This is a genomic window from Oerskovia sp. USHLN155 (genome assembly GCF_037145535.1).
GTDB classification, from domain to species: Bacteria; Actinomycetota; Actinomycetes; order Actinomycetales; family Cellulomonadaceae; genus Oerskovia; species Oerskovia rustica.
This window is the reverse complement of record NZ_JBBCXG010000001.1, coordinates 442585-457873: the sequence shown is the minus strand read 5'-3', so window position 1 is coordinate 457873 and position 15289 is coordinate 442585. Positions and strand designations below refer to the sequence as shown.

At 72.8% G+C, this 15289-nt stretch carries 11 protein-coding genes; all 11 read right to left on the bottom strand.

Annotated features, from left to right (window positions below; genetic code table 11):
• Positions 1 to 290 precede the first annotated feature (290 nt).
• On the bottom strand, positions 291 to 1409 hold the full coding sequence (locus WFH32_RS02005; protein WP_336706060.1) for an amidohydrolase family protein: 1119 nt from the start codon (positions 1407 to 1409) through the stop codon (positions 291 to 293).
• A 117-nt stretch (positions 1410 to 1526) separates the two neighbouring features.
• Positions 1527 to 3149 carry a signal recognition particle protein gene (gene ffh, locus WFH32_RS02000; protein ID WP_138824811.1) on the bottom strand — a complete coding sequence of 541 codons (1623 nt, stop codon included), beginning with the start codon at positions 3147 to 3149 and terminating at the stop codon, positions 1527 to 1529.
• A gap of 10 nt (positions 3150 to 3159) precedes the next feature.
• Positions 3160 to 4992 (bottom strand): [protein-PII] uridylyltransferase, encoded by a 1833-nt coding sequence (locus WFH32_RS01995; protein ID WP_336706059.1) that lies wholly within the window; start codon positions 4990 to 4992, stop codon positions 3160 to 3162.
• A gap of 79 nt (positions 4993 to 5071) precedes the next feature.
• The gene (locus WFH32_RS01990) at positions 5072 to 5410 is read right to left on the bottom strand and encodes a P-II family nitrogen regulator (protein ID WP_191797313.1); all 339 of its coding nucleotides are present in this window, start codon (positions 5408 to 5410) and stop codon (positions 5072 to 5074) included.
• Positions 5407 to 6714, bottom strand: a complete 1308-nt coding sequence (locus WFH32_RS01985; RefSeq protein ID WP_191797311.1) for an ammonium transporter — start codon at positions 6712 to 6714, stop codon at positions 5407 to 5409. The genes WFH32_RS01990 and WFH32_RS01985 overlap by 4 nt, the downstream gene beginning before the upstream one ends.
• Before the next feature lie 193 nt (positions 6715 to 6907).
• Positions 6908 to 8077 (bottom strand): signal recognition particle-docking protein FtsY, encoded by a 1170-nt coding sequence (gene ftsY / locus WFH32_RS01980; protein ID WP_336706058.1) that lies wholly within the window; start codon positions 8075 to 8077, stop codon positions 6908 to 6910.
• 49 nt (positions 8078 to 8126) lie between these two features.
• Positions 8127 to 8549, bottom strand: a complete 423-nt coding sequence (locus WFH32_RS01975) for a hypothetical protein (protein WP_191797307.1) — start codon at positions 8547 to 8549, stop codon at positions 8127 to 8129.
• A gap of 168 nt (positions 8550 to 8717) precedes the next feature.
• On the bottom strand, positions 8718 to 12293 hold the full coding sequence (smc, locus tag WFH32_RS01970) for a chromosome segregation protein SMC (RefSeq protein ID WP_336706057.1): 3576 nt from the start codon (positions 12291 to 12293) through the stop codon (positions 8718 to 8720).
• A 229-nt stretch (positions 12294 to 12522) separates the two neighbouring features.
• Positions 12523 to 12987, bottom strand: a complete 465-nt coding sequence (gene ndk / locus WFH32_RS01965; RefSeq protein WP_138824817.1) for a nucleoside-diphosphate kinase — start codon at positions 12985 to 12987, stop codon at positions 12523 to 12525.
• A gap of 23 nt (positions 12988 to 13010) precedes the next feature.
• Positions 13011 to 13517 carry a DUF4233 domain-containing protein gene (locus WFH32_RS01960; protein ID WP_336706054.1) on the bottom strand — a complete coding sequence of 169 codons (507 nt, stop codon included), beginning with the start codon at positions 13515 to 13517 and terminating at the stop codon, positions 13011 to 13013.
• A gap of 10 nt (positions 13518 to 13527) precedes the next feature.
• The gene (locus WFH32_RS01955) at positions 13528 to 15258 is read right to left on the bottom strand and encodes an MDR family MFS transporter (RefSeq protein ID WP_336706053.1); all 1731 of its coding nucleotides are present in this window, start codon (positions 15256 to 15258) and stop codon (positions 13528 to 13530) included.
• Positions 15259 to 15289 lie beyond the last annotated feature (31 nt).

The window sequence follows — 15289 nt, the reverse complement described above, 5'->3', positions numbered from 1 at the left end:
CACGGCGTTGCGCGGAGAGAGGGGCCGGGCACGCCGAGTACCCGGCTATTGTGCCAGATCCGGCACGCCCCGACCAACATCGCGCGACGGGACGGCGAGAGCGGCGCCACGAGCCCTCCGCGACCACGCCCACCGCCCGTCGACGAAGGCGACGCACGTCTCAGAGCGGCGCCACAAATCCTCCGCGACCACGCCCACCGCCCGTCGACGAAGGCGACGCACGTCTCAGAGCGGCGCCACAAATCCTCCGCGACCACGCCCACCGCCCGTCGACGAAGGCGACGCACGTCTCAGAGCGGCGCCACGATCTCCCCGCGCAGGATCACCGCAGTCGGGTGCCGCAGCACCTCGATGTTCTCCCGCGGGTCCGCCGGGTACACGATCAGGTCCGCGCTCGACCCCTCGACGAGTCCCCCGTACCCGAGGAACTCGCGTCCCTGCCAGCTCGCGGCAGCGACCACGTCGGCGACCGGGACCCCGGCGGCGACCATCTCGGCACACTCGTCGGCGATCCGGCCGTGGCCGATGGTCCCGCCGGCGTCCGTGCCGACGAGGAGCTGGATGCCCGCCTCGTGGAGCTGGCGGACCTGCTCGTAGCGGCGCTCGTGCAGGTCGCGCAGGCGCGCCGCGAAGAGCGGGTACTTCGCGTCGGCCTGGCGGGCGATGTTCTCGAACTCGTTGATCTGCAGGAGCGTGGGCGTCACGGCGATGCCGCGCTCGGACAACGTGTACATGTCGTCGGGGTGGATACCCGTGCCGTGCTCGATGCAGTCGACCCCGGCGGCGAGCAGCGACGGGACGACCTCGCTCGAGAACGCGTGCACCGTGACCCGCGCGGCCTCGGCGTGCGCGACGGCCACGGCCTCGGTCAGCACGTCCTGGGGCCACAGCGGTCGCAGGTCGCCGTCGGTGCCCAGGTCGCGGTCGATCCAGTCGCCCACGAGCTTGACCCAGCCGTCCCCGGCCCGCGCCTCCTGCCGCACGGCGTCCGGGAGCTGCGCGACGTCGTCGAGCTCGAGGCCGTAGCCGCGCAGGTAGCGCTTGGGCCGCGCGATGTGCCGTCCGGCCCGCACGAGACGGGGCAGGTCGCGCCGCGACCGGACCCACCGCGTGTCCAGGGGCGAGCCGGCGTCGCGCAGGAGGAGCGCACCGCTGTCGCGGTCCGCGATCGCCTGCGCCTGGGCGGTGGCGTTGTCGACCGCGCCGTCCTTGCCGAGGCCCACGTGGCAGTGGACGTCGACGAGGCCGGGCAGGACCCATCCCTCGAGAGCCAGCATGTTGGTGCCCTGCGCCGAGGGCCGCGTCAGCGTGACGTGACCGTCCTTGACCCAGAGGTCGGACACCTCACGGTCGTCTCCCAGGAGGATGTGCCCCCGGAGGTGCAGCGAGGGGCCTTCGAGCGCGGACATCGGACTCCCAGTTCTCGGGCGGTCGGGCTCGCCCGACCCCTGACGGACCGGGGGCGGGACGGACGGAGGGAGGTCACGGTGAGGGCCACCGTGACCTGCAGGACATAACCTAGCGCGCTAGCGCCCCAGGAACTTCTCCAGGTCGGGCGGGAGCTGGAGATCAGCCGGGTCGGGCGACTTCTGCGCGCTCTTGGCACCGCCCAGGGCGCCGAACGCAGCACCGGGGGCGGCCGGTGGCGCCACGGGACCACCGAGGGCACGGGCCTGACGGGCTGCCTCCTCCGCGGCGCGCTTGGCCGGGTTGCCCGACTTCGCCTTGCGCCCCTTGGGCGGCGGTGCCACACGGCCGCGGGCCTTCTTGCCGCCCATGCCGGGCAGGTTCCCCATGCCGGGCATGCCGGGCATGCCGCCGCCACGGCTCATCTGGCGCATCATCTTCTGCGCGCCCGCGAACCGGTCGAGCAGCTGGTTGACGTCGCTCGTCGTGACGCCCGATCCTCGCGCGATGCGAGCACGTCGCGACCCGTTGATGATCTTGGGGTTGTCGCGCTCACCCGGCGTCATCGAGCGGATGATCGCCTCGATGCGGTCGACCTCGCGCTCGTCGAAGTTGTCGAGCGCCTCACGCATCTGCCCCATGCCCGGCAGCATGCCGAGCATCTTCTTCATGGAGCCCATGTTCTTCATCTGCTGCATCTGGACGAGGAAGTCCGCGAGCGTGAAGTCCTGCCCGCTGGCGACCTTCTCGGCCATCTTCGCGGCCTCGTCGGCGTCGAACGCCTTCTCGGCCTGCTCGATGAGCGTGAGCACGTCACCCATGTCGAGGATGCGCGACGCCATGCGGTCGGGGTGGAACGCCTCGAAGTCGGTGAGCTTCTCACCGGTCGACGCGAAGAGGATCGGACGGCCCGTGACGCGCGCGACCGACAGCGCGGCACCACCGCGGGCGTCGCCGTCGAGCTTCGACAGGACGACGCCCGTGAAGTCGACGCCCTCCTCGAAGGCCTTGGCCGTCGCGACGGCGTCCTGACCGATCATCGCGTCGATGACGAAGAGGATCTCGTCGGGGTTCACGGCGTCGCGGATGTCCGCGGCCTGGCGCATGAGCTCGGCGTCGACGCCGAGGCGGCCTGCGGTGTCGACGATCACGACGTCGTGCTGGCGCTGGCGCGCGGTCTCCACACCGTCGCGGGCGACCTGGACCGGGTCGCCGACGCTCGTGCCCGACTCGCCCTCCGACCCCTGGTTGCCCGGCAGCGGGGCGTAGACCGGCACGCCGGCCCGCTCGCCCACGACCGAGAGCTGGTTGACCGCGTTGGGGCGCTGGAGGTCCGCCGCGACGAGCAGCGGTGTGTGCCCCTGCTCGCGCAGGTGCAGCGCGAGCTTGCCCGCCAGGGTCGTCTTGCCGGCGCCCTGGAGGCCCGCGAGCATGATGACGGTCGGCGGGTTCTTCGCCAGGCGCAGGCCGCGGCTCTCACCGCCGAGGATCGCGACGAGCTCCTCGTTGACGATCTTGACGACCTGCTGGGCAGGGTTGAGCGCGCCGGAGACCTCGGCCGACAGGGCTCTGTCCCGGATGGCACCGGTGAAGTCCTTGACGACGGGCACAGCGACGTCCGCGTCGAGGAGCGCGCGCCGGATCTCACGGATCGTGGCGTCGATGTCCGCCTCGGAGAGACGGCCCTTGCTCCGCAGGTTCTTGAAGGTCGACGTCAATCGATCTGACAGCGTGGCGAACACCGCGTCATCCTTACCGCTCGTGAATCAGGGAAGTCCCCAGCCTACCGGTCGGGGACGGCCCTTCGGGCAGGGTCGCCCGGGTCGCGGCCGTCAGGTCGTCCACGAGGCGCGCGCGCCACGCGGTCCAGCCCGCCGGTCCGAGCGAGGAGGAGTCGGCCTCGGTCAGCGCGCGCAGCACGTCGAGCAGGTCGCGGCGGTGCCCGACGGCGGCGGCGAGCTCCGCGATCGTCGCCGGGTCGTCCGGGTCCGCCGAGACGGCGAGCCGCGACAACGTGAGGTGATGACGCACGAGGCGCGCGACGTCGTCGGGCACCCCGTCCCCGAAGCCCATGCGGCGCAGGATGCCCGGGACGAGGCGCGCCCCCTCCTCCGAGTGGTCCTGCGCGCCACGGCGCTTGCCGATGTCGTGGAAGAGCGCCGAGAGCAGCAGGAGGTCGCCCCGCTCGACGGTCCTGCGGTCCCGGGCTGCCCGCGCGACGGTCTCGACCAGATGACGGTCGACCGTGTGCCGGTGGATCGCCGCGCGCTGCGGGCGGTTGCGGACCCCGGCCCACTCCGGGATCCAGGCCGTCACGACCCCCACGAGGTCGAGCGCCTCCCACACCGCGACCTGCGCGGGCCCGCTGCCCAGGAGAGAGAGGAATGCCGACCGTGCCAGAGCAGGCCACGGCTCGGGCAGGGGCGGGCAGTGCGCGAGGCTGCTCACGGACACCGGCGACAGGGTCAGGCCCGTGCGGGCCGCGGTCGCCGCAGCGCGCAGCGCGAGCAGGGGGTCGGTCTCGGGGTGCGCGTCGATCGCGAGGACCAGCTCGCCGTCGTGCTCGACGAGCCCGTCGCCGACCGACCGCAGCCGGGGCGCCGCACGACGTCCCCGCACCAGGACCGGACGCCGCGCGACGCTCGGCCGCTGGAGCGCCTGGCGCGCCCGCCGGACCGTGGTGTCGAGGGCGTAGGAGATCTCCCGGCCCGCCTCCGCGAGGCTCGCCAGGAGCTCGTCGGGGTCGTCGTAGCCGCTCATGGCCGCGACCTCGTCGAGGTCCGCGAGCAGGAGCCGGTTCGTGTGCCGACCCGTGACGACCTGGACCGCGTCGCGCACGTCGAGCAGGTGCGCGTACGCGCGGTCGACCGTCCCGTGCGGACGGTCCGTGAGCCACGTCGCCGCGAGCGCCGACAGGACCACGGCGTCCCGGATGCCGCCGCGCGCGTCCTTGAGGTCGGGCTCGATCAGGTACGCGAGCTCCCCCGACCGCTCGGCCCGCTCCTTGATCGAGGACAGCAGCTCGGGCAGCCGGCGCCGTGAGGCCGACCGCCAGTCCGTGAGGACCGCCGACGCGGCCCGGTGGACCACGAGCGCGTCCCCCGCGACGGCTCGCACGTCGAGCCAGCCCACGGCCGCGGGCACGTCCTTGGACGCGACCTGGCGGCACTGCGACAACGAGCGCACCGCGTGGTCGAGGTCCACCCCTGCGTCCCACAGGGGGTACCAGAGCCGTTCGGCGACCGCCGTGACCTGCTCGGCCGAGTGGCCGCGCCCGTCGTGCACGAGCACGAGGTCCAGGTCGCTCACCGGACCCATGTCCGCACGGCCGAGGCTCCCGACCGCGGCGAGCGCGATCCCCTCGACGCTCTCGCCCGCGGTCGCCTCGTCCCACAGCGCCCGCAGCCGGTCGGTCACCAGGGTGCAGACCGCCGACCGTCGTGCCACCCCCGAGCTTCCCGGTCCGCTGAGCCCCCGGGCCACCTCGAGCATCTCGGCCCGGAGGCCCCGCACCCCCGGGGGGTGCGGGGCCTCCGTCGGTTCGTCGGTGTCGCGGGCGCTTCCTGCATCTGCCGTACCGGTCATCTCGGCTCTGCCTCCGTCACCCGCGTCGCGCCGTCTCCACCGTTCGTGCCGCCCGCCCATGCGGCCCGTGCGGACCGTCCTAGAGGGCGCCCGCGCCGTGCTCGCCCGTCCGGACCCGTGCGACGTCGTCGACCGTGATGGTCCACACCTTCCCGTCGCCGATCCGGCCCGTCTGGGCCGCCTTGACGACGACCTCCGTGACCGTCGCCGCGTCCTCGTCGTCCACGAGGATCTCGACGCGGACCTTCGGGACCAGGTCCACGGTGTACTCGGCACCGCGGTAGACCTCGGTGTGGCCCTTCTGCCGGCCGTAGCCGCTGGCCTCGCTGACGGTCATGCCGCGGACCCCTGCGGCCTCGAGCGCCGACTTCACGTCGTCGAGACGGTGCGGCTGGATGATTCCTGTGACGAGCTTCATGCCCTGACCTCCTGGATGACACGACCCTGCGCGATGGTCTCGTATGCGGTCTCTCCGTGCTCTGCCAGGTCGATACCGCCGACCTCGGCCTCCTCGCTGATCCGCCAGCCCATCGTCACCTTGATGACGAACCCGATGACGAACGTGAGCACACCGGAGAAGACCACGGCGGCCAGCGCGATGACGACCTGGATCACCAGCTGGTCGATCCCGCCGCCGTAGAGCAGGCCCGTGTCCGTGCCGAGCAGGCCGATCAGGACCGTGCCGACCAGGCCGCCGACGAGGTGGACCCCGACCACGTCGAGCGAGTCGTCGTAGCCGAAGCGGTACTTGAGGCCGACCGCGAGGGCGCACAGGACGCCGGCGACGACACCCAGGGCGATCGCGCCGATCGGGTTGACGGCGGCGGCCGCCGGCGTGATGGCGACGAGACCCGCGACGACTCCCGACGCAGCGCCCAGGCTGGTCGCGTGACCGTCACGCAGCCGCTCGGTCAGCAGCCAGGCACCCATCGCGGCGCACGTCGCGACCGTGGTGTTGATCCAGGCCAGGCCGGCGACCTCGTTCGCAGCACCCGCGGAACCGGCGTTGAAGCCGAACCAGCCGAACCACAGGAGCGCTGCGCCCAGCATCACGAACGGGAGGTTGTGCGGACGCATGGGCTCCTTGCCGAAGCCCTTGCGCTTGCCGATGATCAGCGCGAGCACCAGGCCCGCGACACCGGCGTTGATGTGGACGACCGTGCCACCGGCGAAGTCGATGGGGGCCACGTTGGCGATCCCGTCGGTCACCCCGTAGATCGCGGCGGCGATGCCGTTCTCCCCGGCGCCGAGGATGCCTCCGCCCCACACCATGTGGGCGAGCGGGAAGTAGACCAGCGTGACCCAGACGCCCGCGAAGACCAGCCAGGCGCCGAAGCGCGCACGGTCGGCGATCGCACCGCTGATCAGGGCGACCGTGATGATCGCGAAGGTGGCCTGGAACCCTGCCGCCACGAGGGCCGGGACGCCGCTGCCTGCCAGGAGGCTGTTCGCGTCGTCGGTCAGGGGGGCCAGACCGAAGAACTCGGTCGGGTTGCCGAAGATGCCCGCCACGTCGGACCCGAAGGTCATCGAGTAGCCCCACAGGACCCAGATGATCCCGACGACGGCGATCGCGCCGAAGCTCATCATCATCATGTTCAGGACGCTCTTGCCGCGGACCATGCCGCCGTAGAAGAACGCCAGGGCCGGGGTCATCAGCAGCACCAGAGCGGCCGACGTCAGGAGCCAGGCCGTGTTTCCAGTGTCAAGTTCGAATGGCATGCGCTGTCGCCTCTCACCTCGCCAGCCGGGCGGCCGGACAGGTCAAGAGTCGGACAGCGGGGTTTCCCCGCGACGCTCGCGGGGTGACGGAGGTGTAACGGGGAGCACTCGTGTGTAAACGTTGCGTTTCCCGGTCGATGACGGGCCGTCCCGGGAGCCGCCTGCCCCCGGGACGCGGTCGCCCCCGGCGAGGTCAGTCGCCCAGGAGCCCGTCGACGAACTCCTGCGGGTCGAACGGCGCCAGGTCGTCGGGCCCCTCGCCCAGGCCCACGAGCTTGACCGGCACGCCCAGCTCGCGCTGGACCGCGACGACGATCCCGCCCTTGGCGGTGCCGTCGAGCTTGGTCAGCACGATGCCCGTGACCCCGGCGATCTCGCCGAAGACCCGCGCCTGGTTGAGGCCGTTCTGCCCCGTCGTGGCGTCGAGGACCAGGAGCACCTCCGAGAGCGGCGCCTCCTTGGTGATGACGCGCCGGATCTTGCCCAGCTCGTCCATGAGGCCCGCCTTGTTCTGGAGACGGCCGGCCGTGTCGACGAGCACCACGTCGACGCCTTCCGTGCGGCCCGTGCGGACGGCGTCGAACGCGACGGCCGCCGGGTCGGCACCGTCCCGGTCGGAGCGCACCGTGCGCACACCGACGCGGGCGCCCCAGGTCTCGAGCTGGTCGGCCGCGGCGGCCCGGAACGTGTCGGCCGCGCCGAGCACGACGGTGCGGTCCTCCGCGACCAGGACGCGCGCGAGCTTGCCCACGGTCGTCGTCTTGCCCGTGCCGTTCACCCCGACGACGAGCACGACGGCGGGGAGCCGGGTCCCGTCCTCGGCCGTCTGCGGGGCCGTGGCGAGGGAGCGGTCGAGGCTCGGGTCGACGAGCGCGACGAGCTCCTCGCGGAGCAGCTCGCGCACGCTCGCCGGGTCACGGACGCCCAGGACCCGGACGCGGGTGCGGAGCGACTCGATGAGCTCGCCCGCAGGGCCGGCCCCGACGTCGGCGAGGAGAAGCGTCTCCTCGAGCTCGTCCCAGTCGTCCTCGGTCAGGTGGTCGCGCGAGAGCACCGCGAGCAGCTTGGAGCCCAGCGGCGACCCCGACCGGGCCAGGCGACCGCGCAGCCTGGCGAGGCGGCCACCGACGGCCTCGGGTACCTCGACGGCGGGCGGGGCCTCGAGGTCCGTCGGAGCCTCTGCCGTGGCCACGCCCCCTCGCTCCGGCACCTGGGCGGACTCCTCCGCGGAGTCCAGGGTCGTGCCCGTGGTGGGCGGCGGGAGGGTCGCGCGCGTCCCGGAGCGACGGCGGAAACCGACGAGGCCGACCGAGACGACGACGAGGACGGCGAGGGTGATCCAGAGCCAGAGGAGATCGTTCACCGTCGAAGTCTCTCAAATCCGCGCGCGACGTGCGGGCGACGAGACCGACTCAGTCCTGGTGGGCGGTGGGCCCAGGCGGCGGGGTCGCAGGGACCGAGCGCACGGTTCCGGTGTGCGGGCGCCGCGCCGTGGCGCCGTGCAGCGTGTGCGCGGCCCGCTCCCGGGCGCGGTGCAGGACGTCGGTGATCTCGTCGGCGTCCATGTACGCGGGGTCGGCGACCTCCGTCGCCGCGAAGAACTCCTCCATGCCCGTGTCGACGGGTGCCGCGGACGCCGCGGCAGCGCGGTCGTCGGCAGACCTGCGGCGCCAGCTCGACAGACCCGAGCGGAAGTCACGCCAGAATCCGCGGATTCCGACCGGGGGGCCCTGCTGCTCGTTGCGGTCGTCGATGCGCGTGACGACGCTCGCGAACAGGAAGACCACGACGGCCGCCACGAGCGCGATCCCGAGGAACACGAACATCCAGAGCATCCGACAAGTATCACCGGGACGACCGGGCGAGCCCTGAACGAGACCGGCGAGTCCGCGGATCGATACAGCATCTTCACACCATGGAACCCGCAGGATCGTGCGGATCGTCGGGTCCTGCACCCTCCGGTCGGCGGGAGGGGTGGTGCGCGACGCCATCCGAGAGGTCCGTCACACACCGACCTCGTCACGCAGCCGCTGGCTGATGACGGTGGTCACGCCGTCCCCGCGCATCGTGACCCCGTACAGCGCGTCCGCGATCTCCATCGTCCGCTTCTGGTGCGTGATGACGATGAGCTGCGAGTCCTCCTGGAGCTCGCGGAAGATCTCGAGCAGGCGACCCAGGTTCACGTCGTCGAGCGCGGCCTCGACCTCGTCCATGACGTAGAACGGGCTCGGGCGGGCCTTGAAGATCGCGACGAGGAGCGCGACCGCGGTCAGCGAGCGCTCGCCGCCGGACAGCAGCGACAACCGCTTGACCTTCTTGCCCGCCGGGCGGGCCTCGACCTCGATACCGGTCGTGAGCATGTTCTCGGGGTCGGTCAGGACCAGGCGCCCCTCACCCCCCGGGAACATCCGTCCGAACACGTGCACGAACTGCTCCGCGGTGTCGTGGTACGCCTCGGTGAAGACCTGCTCGACGCGCTCGTCGATCTCGCGGACGATCTCCAGCAGGTCCGCCCGGGACTTCTTGAGGTCCGCGAGCTGGGTCGTGAGGAACGTGTGCCGCTCCTCGAGCGCGGCGAACTCCTCGAGCGCGAGCGGGTTGACCTTCCCGAGCTGCCCCAGGGCGCGCTCGGCGGACCGCAGCCGCTTCTCCTGCGCCGCCCGCACGTAGGGCTCGGTCACGGGATCACCGTCCTCGTCCTCGCGGACCGTGCCGTCCTCGGCGAGCACGGGGACCGGGCGGTCGGGGCCGAACTCGTCGAGCAGGACCTCCGGGTCCAGCCCGAGCTCGGTGACGCTGCGCTCCTGGAGCTGCTCGATCCGCAGCTGCTGCTGGGTCCGGGCGACCTCGTCGCGGTGCGCCACGTCGGTGAGCTCACGGAGCTGGCCGGCGAGCGCGTCGACCTCGGCCCGGCGAGCGGTCACGGCGGCGTCCAGCTCGCCGCGTGCCGCCTCGGCCGCGGCCCGTTCGTCACCTGCCCGTCCGAGCGAGCGGTCGATCGCCGCCAGCGCCACCTCGGCCCCGTCGCGCACGGCCTCAGCACGGCCCGCCTGGCGCACGCGGGCGGCCTCCCGTGCCGCAGCCCGCTCGCGCGCCGCGCGCTCGGTCGCGGCAGCCCGGGCCAGCGACTGCGCGCGTCCCGTCAGGGCTCGCGCCCGTTCCTCGCTCGTCCGCAGCGCGAGACGGGCCTCGGTCTCTGCCGCACGGGTCGCCGTCGCGAGGGCGTTCGCCTCGTCGCGCGCGGCGGTGGCCGTCGCGACGGACTCCTCGGTCTGCTCCGGAGCCGCCTCGGCCTCGTCGTGCCGCACGACCAGCCCCGCGAGCTCGGCCTGCTCGGCGACCAACGTGGCCTGCGCCCGCTCCAGGTTGGCCCGGACGCGAGCCGACTCCGCCGCCGCCGCGCGGGCCGTGGCCCCCAGGTGCCCGAGCTGCTCGGCGACGGCGGCCAGCGCGGCGTCGGACTCGTTGAGCCGCTCCAGGGTCGCGTCGTAGCGCTGCTGCGCCTCCTCGGCCTCCTCGAGCGCCCCGACGAGCGCGAACCGGGTCCGCTCACCGCGGGCGACCGCGTCGTCCCGGGCCGCCTGGGCCTCGTCCAGGGCCGCCTGCAGGTGCAGCACGCTCGGCGCGGTCGCCGAGCCGCCCCAGGCGCTGTGCGCCCCGAGCAGGTCCCCGCCCTTGGTCACGGCGGTGACGTGCGGCGACGCCGTCACGAGCGCTCGCGCCTGCGCCAGGTCCTCGACGACGACGACGCCGTCGAGCAGGAGCTCGACCGCCGCGGCGACCGAGCGCGCAGGCGTGACGACCCGCACGGCCCACGCGGCGCCGTCGGGCAGGGGGGTGCGCTCCCCCACGTCCGACGACGGACGCGCGCCGCCGCCGACCACGAGGCTCGCCCGCCCCGCGTCCTCCTGCCGCAGGTGACGCAGCGCGTCGACCGCTGCCTCGAGACTCTCGACCGCGACGGCGTCCGCGGCCGGACCGAGCGCCGCCGCGATCGCGTCCTCGTACCCCGCGTCGATGCTCAGCAGCGCCGCCAACGACCCGAGCGCGGCCACGCCGTCAGCCGCCAGCAGCGCGCCCGCGCCGTCCTTGCGGACCAGGCTCATCTCGAGCGCCTCGACGCGCGCGCTCCACGTCGCCCGGTCACGGTCGGCGGTCTGCTCCTCGGCGCGGAGCCCGGTGACGACGGCCCCGGTCCGCTCGACGGCGTCGGCCGCCTCCTCGTGCTCGGCGTCCAGGCCCTCCTCGCCCTCCTCGACGCCCACGACCTGCGTCTCGAGGGACGCGAACTCGACGTTCGCCTGGTTCCCGCGCCGCTCGGTCTCCGCGAGGCTCTCCCGCAGACGCCCGATCTCGGCCTCGGTGGCCTCGACGCGGGACCGGCGCGCCGCGACCTGGCCCGCCAGCCGGGCCAGTCCCTCGCGACGGTCCGCCGCACCGCGCAGCAGCGTCGCGAGCGCCCGCTCCGCCGTCTGCGCCTGCGCCTCGACCGCGGTCCGCTCCGCCACGGCCGACTCGAGCGTCGCCCGTGCGACCGCCACCTCCGACTCGAGCTCCTGCTCGGCGGCGCGGGCGCGGGCCGCCTGCGCGTCGAGGTCGTTCGGGTCCTGGCCCCGCTGGACCGTCTCCGGACGCCCCAGCAGGCGCAGGCGCTCCGAGGCCAGCGTGCGGGTCCCGCCCAGGCGTTCCTTGAGCGACGACAACCGGTACCAGACGTCGCTCGCCTGGGCCAGGGCCGGGGCGGCCTCTGCAGCCTGCGTCTCCAACGACCCCAGCGCCTCGCGGGCCGCGGCGAGCGACCGCTCGACCTCGGCCTGGCGCGCCCGCAGCGCCGACTCGTCCGCGATCTCCTGCTCGAGCGTCGCCGTGAGCTGCGCGAGGTCGTCCGCGAGCAGGCGCGCCCGCGCGTCGCGCAGGTCGCGCTGCACGACCTGCGCCTTGCGCGCGATCTGCGCCTGCCGGCCCAGGGGCCCCAGCTGGCGCCGGATCTCCGCCGTCAGGTCCCCGAGCCGCGTGAGGTTCGCCTGCATCGCGTCGAGCTTGCGCAGCGCCTTCTCCTTGCGCTTGCGGTGCTTGAGGACCCCCGCGGCCTCCTCGATGAAGCCGCGACGCTCCTCGGGCGTCGCCCGCAGCACCGCGTCGAGCTGCCCCTGCCCGACGATCACGTGCATCTCGCGCCCGATGCCCGAGTCCGAGAGGAGCTCCTGGATGTCCAGCAACCGGCACGACGACCCGTTGATCGCGTACTCCGACCCGCCGTTGCGGAACAGCGTCCGGGAGATCGTCACCTCGGAGTAGTCGATCGGCAGCGCGCCGTCCGTGTTGTCGATCGTCAACGACACCTCTGCGCGGCCGAGCGGCGGGCGTCCCGCCGTGCCCGCGAAGATGACGTCCTCCATCTTGCCGCCGCGCAACGACTTGGCGCCCTGCTCGCCCATGACCCAGGACAGGGCGTCGACCACGTTCGACTTGCCCGAACCGTTCGGCCCGACGACGCACGTCACCCCGGGCTCGAAGCGCAGGGTCGTCGCCGACGCGAACGACTTGAACCCGCGGAGGGTCAGGGTCTTGAGGTGCACGGGTCAGAGCCTAGTGCGGATCTGCGGGTGAGACGGGGAGGTGGTGGGGCTGAGGGCAAGGACGAGGGTGGGGGCCCGGTACTTCCGTCCGGCCGCTCGTCCCTCGCGACCTCCCGCCAGGCCAGCCACGACCTGCGCCCCCACCGTCGCCCCTCCCCGTGCTCCACGCCGGTGCAGACAGGCGCCCCCGTCCGTCGACGGGGGCGCCTGCAGGTGGTGCGGGTGGTGCTCAGAGACCGGGGAACCAGAGCGCGATCTCGCGGGCCGCGGACTCCGGGGAGTCCGAGCCGTGGACCAGGTTCTGCTGGACCTTCAGGCCCCAGTCGCGGCCCAGGTCACCACGGATGGTGCCGGGGGCGGCTGCCGTCGGGTCGGTCGTGCCGGCCAGCGAGCGGAAGCCCGGGATGACGCCCTGCCCCTCGGCGACGACCGCGAGGATCGGGCCGGAGAGCATGAAGTCGACGAGCGGGGCGAAGAACGGCTTGCCCTCGTGCTCGGCGTAGTGCGCCGCGAGGAGCTCAGGGGTGGCGTCCAGGAGCTGGACGGCGGCCAGGGTGTACCCCTTGGCCTCGACGCGGCGGAGGATCTCTCCCGACAGGCCGCGACGGACGCCGTCGGGCTTGACGAGGACGAGGGTGCGCTCGATGGTCTCGGAGAGCGCGTCGGCGACGACGGGGGCTGCAACATCAGTCATGCGCACGACCCTACCGGCCGCGCTCACATGTTCGGTGCGGTCTCCGGGTGCTCGGCGTCGTACGCGGCGCGCTCGCGGTCGATCCGTCCGCCGAGACGCAGCGACACGATCCACAGGACCACGAAGATGCCTCCGACCAGGAACATCAGCGGCACCGCGAAGCCGCACGCGATCACGGGGAGCTGCACGACCGAGCCCGCGACGTACCCGCCCGGCCCGCCGACCATGCGGCTGAGCAGGATCAGCACGACCATGAGCGTCCCGCCCACGATCCAGATCGCCGGGCCCGAGGGCACCTGCATCCGGTCCGGCCACGCGTAGGGCACGGTCCGCAGCCCGTACGCGACGAGGGTCGCGAACAGCACGAGGAAGGCCTCGAGCAGCAGCGTCGTCGACGTGAACTGGATCTTCGCGGACTTCTTGGCCTTGATGCGGGGCGGGCCCGCCGCGTCCTCGCCCGAGGGGGCGGCGGACGCGGCGGGCCGGGCCTGCTCTGCCGGCTTGTCGGCCGGTTCGATGGTGGAGCTCACGCGGCTCAGTTTACCGGCGCGTGCTGCCGGCGGAGGCGCCCGTCGGGTCGTCCTCCGCGGGGATGCTCGCCCCGTCCGGCCCGACGGCGTCGCGCACCGGGGCGTCCGGCGCGCCTTCGACGAGCTCACCCTTCGGGTCGGCGATCGCCTCGCCGCGAGCGACCATGCCGGCCTCGCCCGAGAGCTTGACCTCCTTGAGGAACAGCGCGAGCACGAAGCCGACGACGACGAGCGGGACAAGGTACCAGAACGCCGGGGCGAGAGCGTTCGTGAAGGCGTCGATCACGCCCGTCTTGACGGGCTCCGGGAGGGCCTGGACCGCGGCAGGGGTCAGGCTCGACGCCTCTCCCCCACCCGTGGCCGCGCCGCCGGGGATGACCTCCGCGAGGTTGGCCGACAGCCGCGTCGTGAAGATCGTGCTGAAGAGCGCGGTGCCCACGGCTGCACCGATCTCGCGGAAGAAGTTGTTCGCGCTCGTCGCGGTCCCGATCTCGTGGGGGTCCACGGAGTTCTGGACGGCCAGCACGATGGTCTGCATGACGAGCCCCATGCCGGCACCCATCACGAAGATCATGGCGCCGAACAGGACCATGGACATGTCGCCCGTGATCGTCGTGAGCCAGATGATGCCCGCGGTCGTGATCGCGAGGCCCGCGACGGGGTAGATCTTGTAGCGGCCCGTCTTGGTGATCGCGAACCCGGACCCGATCGCCGTGAGCATGACACCGACCATCATGGGGAGCATGAGGAAGCCGGACTCGGTCACGCCCGCACCGGTCGACATCTGCAGGAACGTCGGCAGGAACGCCAGCGCGGAGAACATGCCCATGCCGAGCACGAGGCCGATGAGCGTCGCGATGGTGAACGTGCGGTTCTTGAAGAGGTGCAGCGGCAGGAGGGGCTCCTCCGCACGCCGCTCGACCACGATGAACAGGACGATCGACGCGAGGGTCGCGGCGACCATGGCCAGGAGCTTGGGGTCGGACCAGTCGTAGCCCCGGCTGGAGGTCAGCGACTCCCAGCTCGTGAGCAGGACGATCCCGGACGTCCCGACGACGAGGAAGAAGATGCCCGCGACGTCGATCTTGCGTCCCGAACGGTGGCTCGGGAGCTTGAGCGTGAACCATGCGACGAGGAACGCCGCGATGCCGATCGGGACGTTGATCCAGAAGGCCCAGCGCCAGCCCGGTCCCTCGGTGAACCAGCCGCCGAGCAGCGGGCCGATCACGGCCGCGATGCCGAACAGGGCACCCATGGGGCCCATGTACTTGCCGCGGTCCTTGGCCGGGACGATGTCCGCGATGATGGCCTGCGACAGGATCATGAGGCCACCGCCGCCGAGCCCCTGGACGGCGCGCCACGCGACGAGCTCGGGGAACGTCTGGGCGAAGCCCGCCCCCGCTGAGGCGATCGTGAACAGGCCGATCGCGACGAGGAACGGCCAGCGACGGCCCCACAGGTCGCCGAACTTGCCGTAGAGGGGCATGACGATCGCGATCGCCAGGATGTAGGCCGTGATGACCCAGCCCTGGTGCTCGACCCCGTGCAGCTCGCCGACGATGGTCGGCATCGCGGTGCCGACGATCGACTGGTCGAGCGAGGACAGGAACATCGAGGCCATGAGCGCGCCGAAGATCAGCCAGACGGTGCGCTGCGTCAGCACGATGAGCGGCTTGCCGCTCTCCGTGGGAGACGCGTCGGCCCCGGCCGGGGCCGACGTCGTGGAGCGGGAGGTGGGCATGAGGAATCCGTTCAGGTCGGTGGGGAGCCAC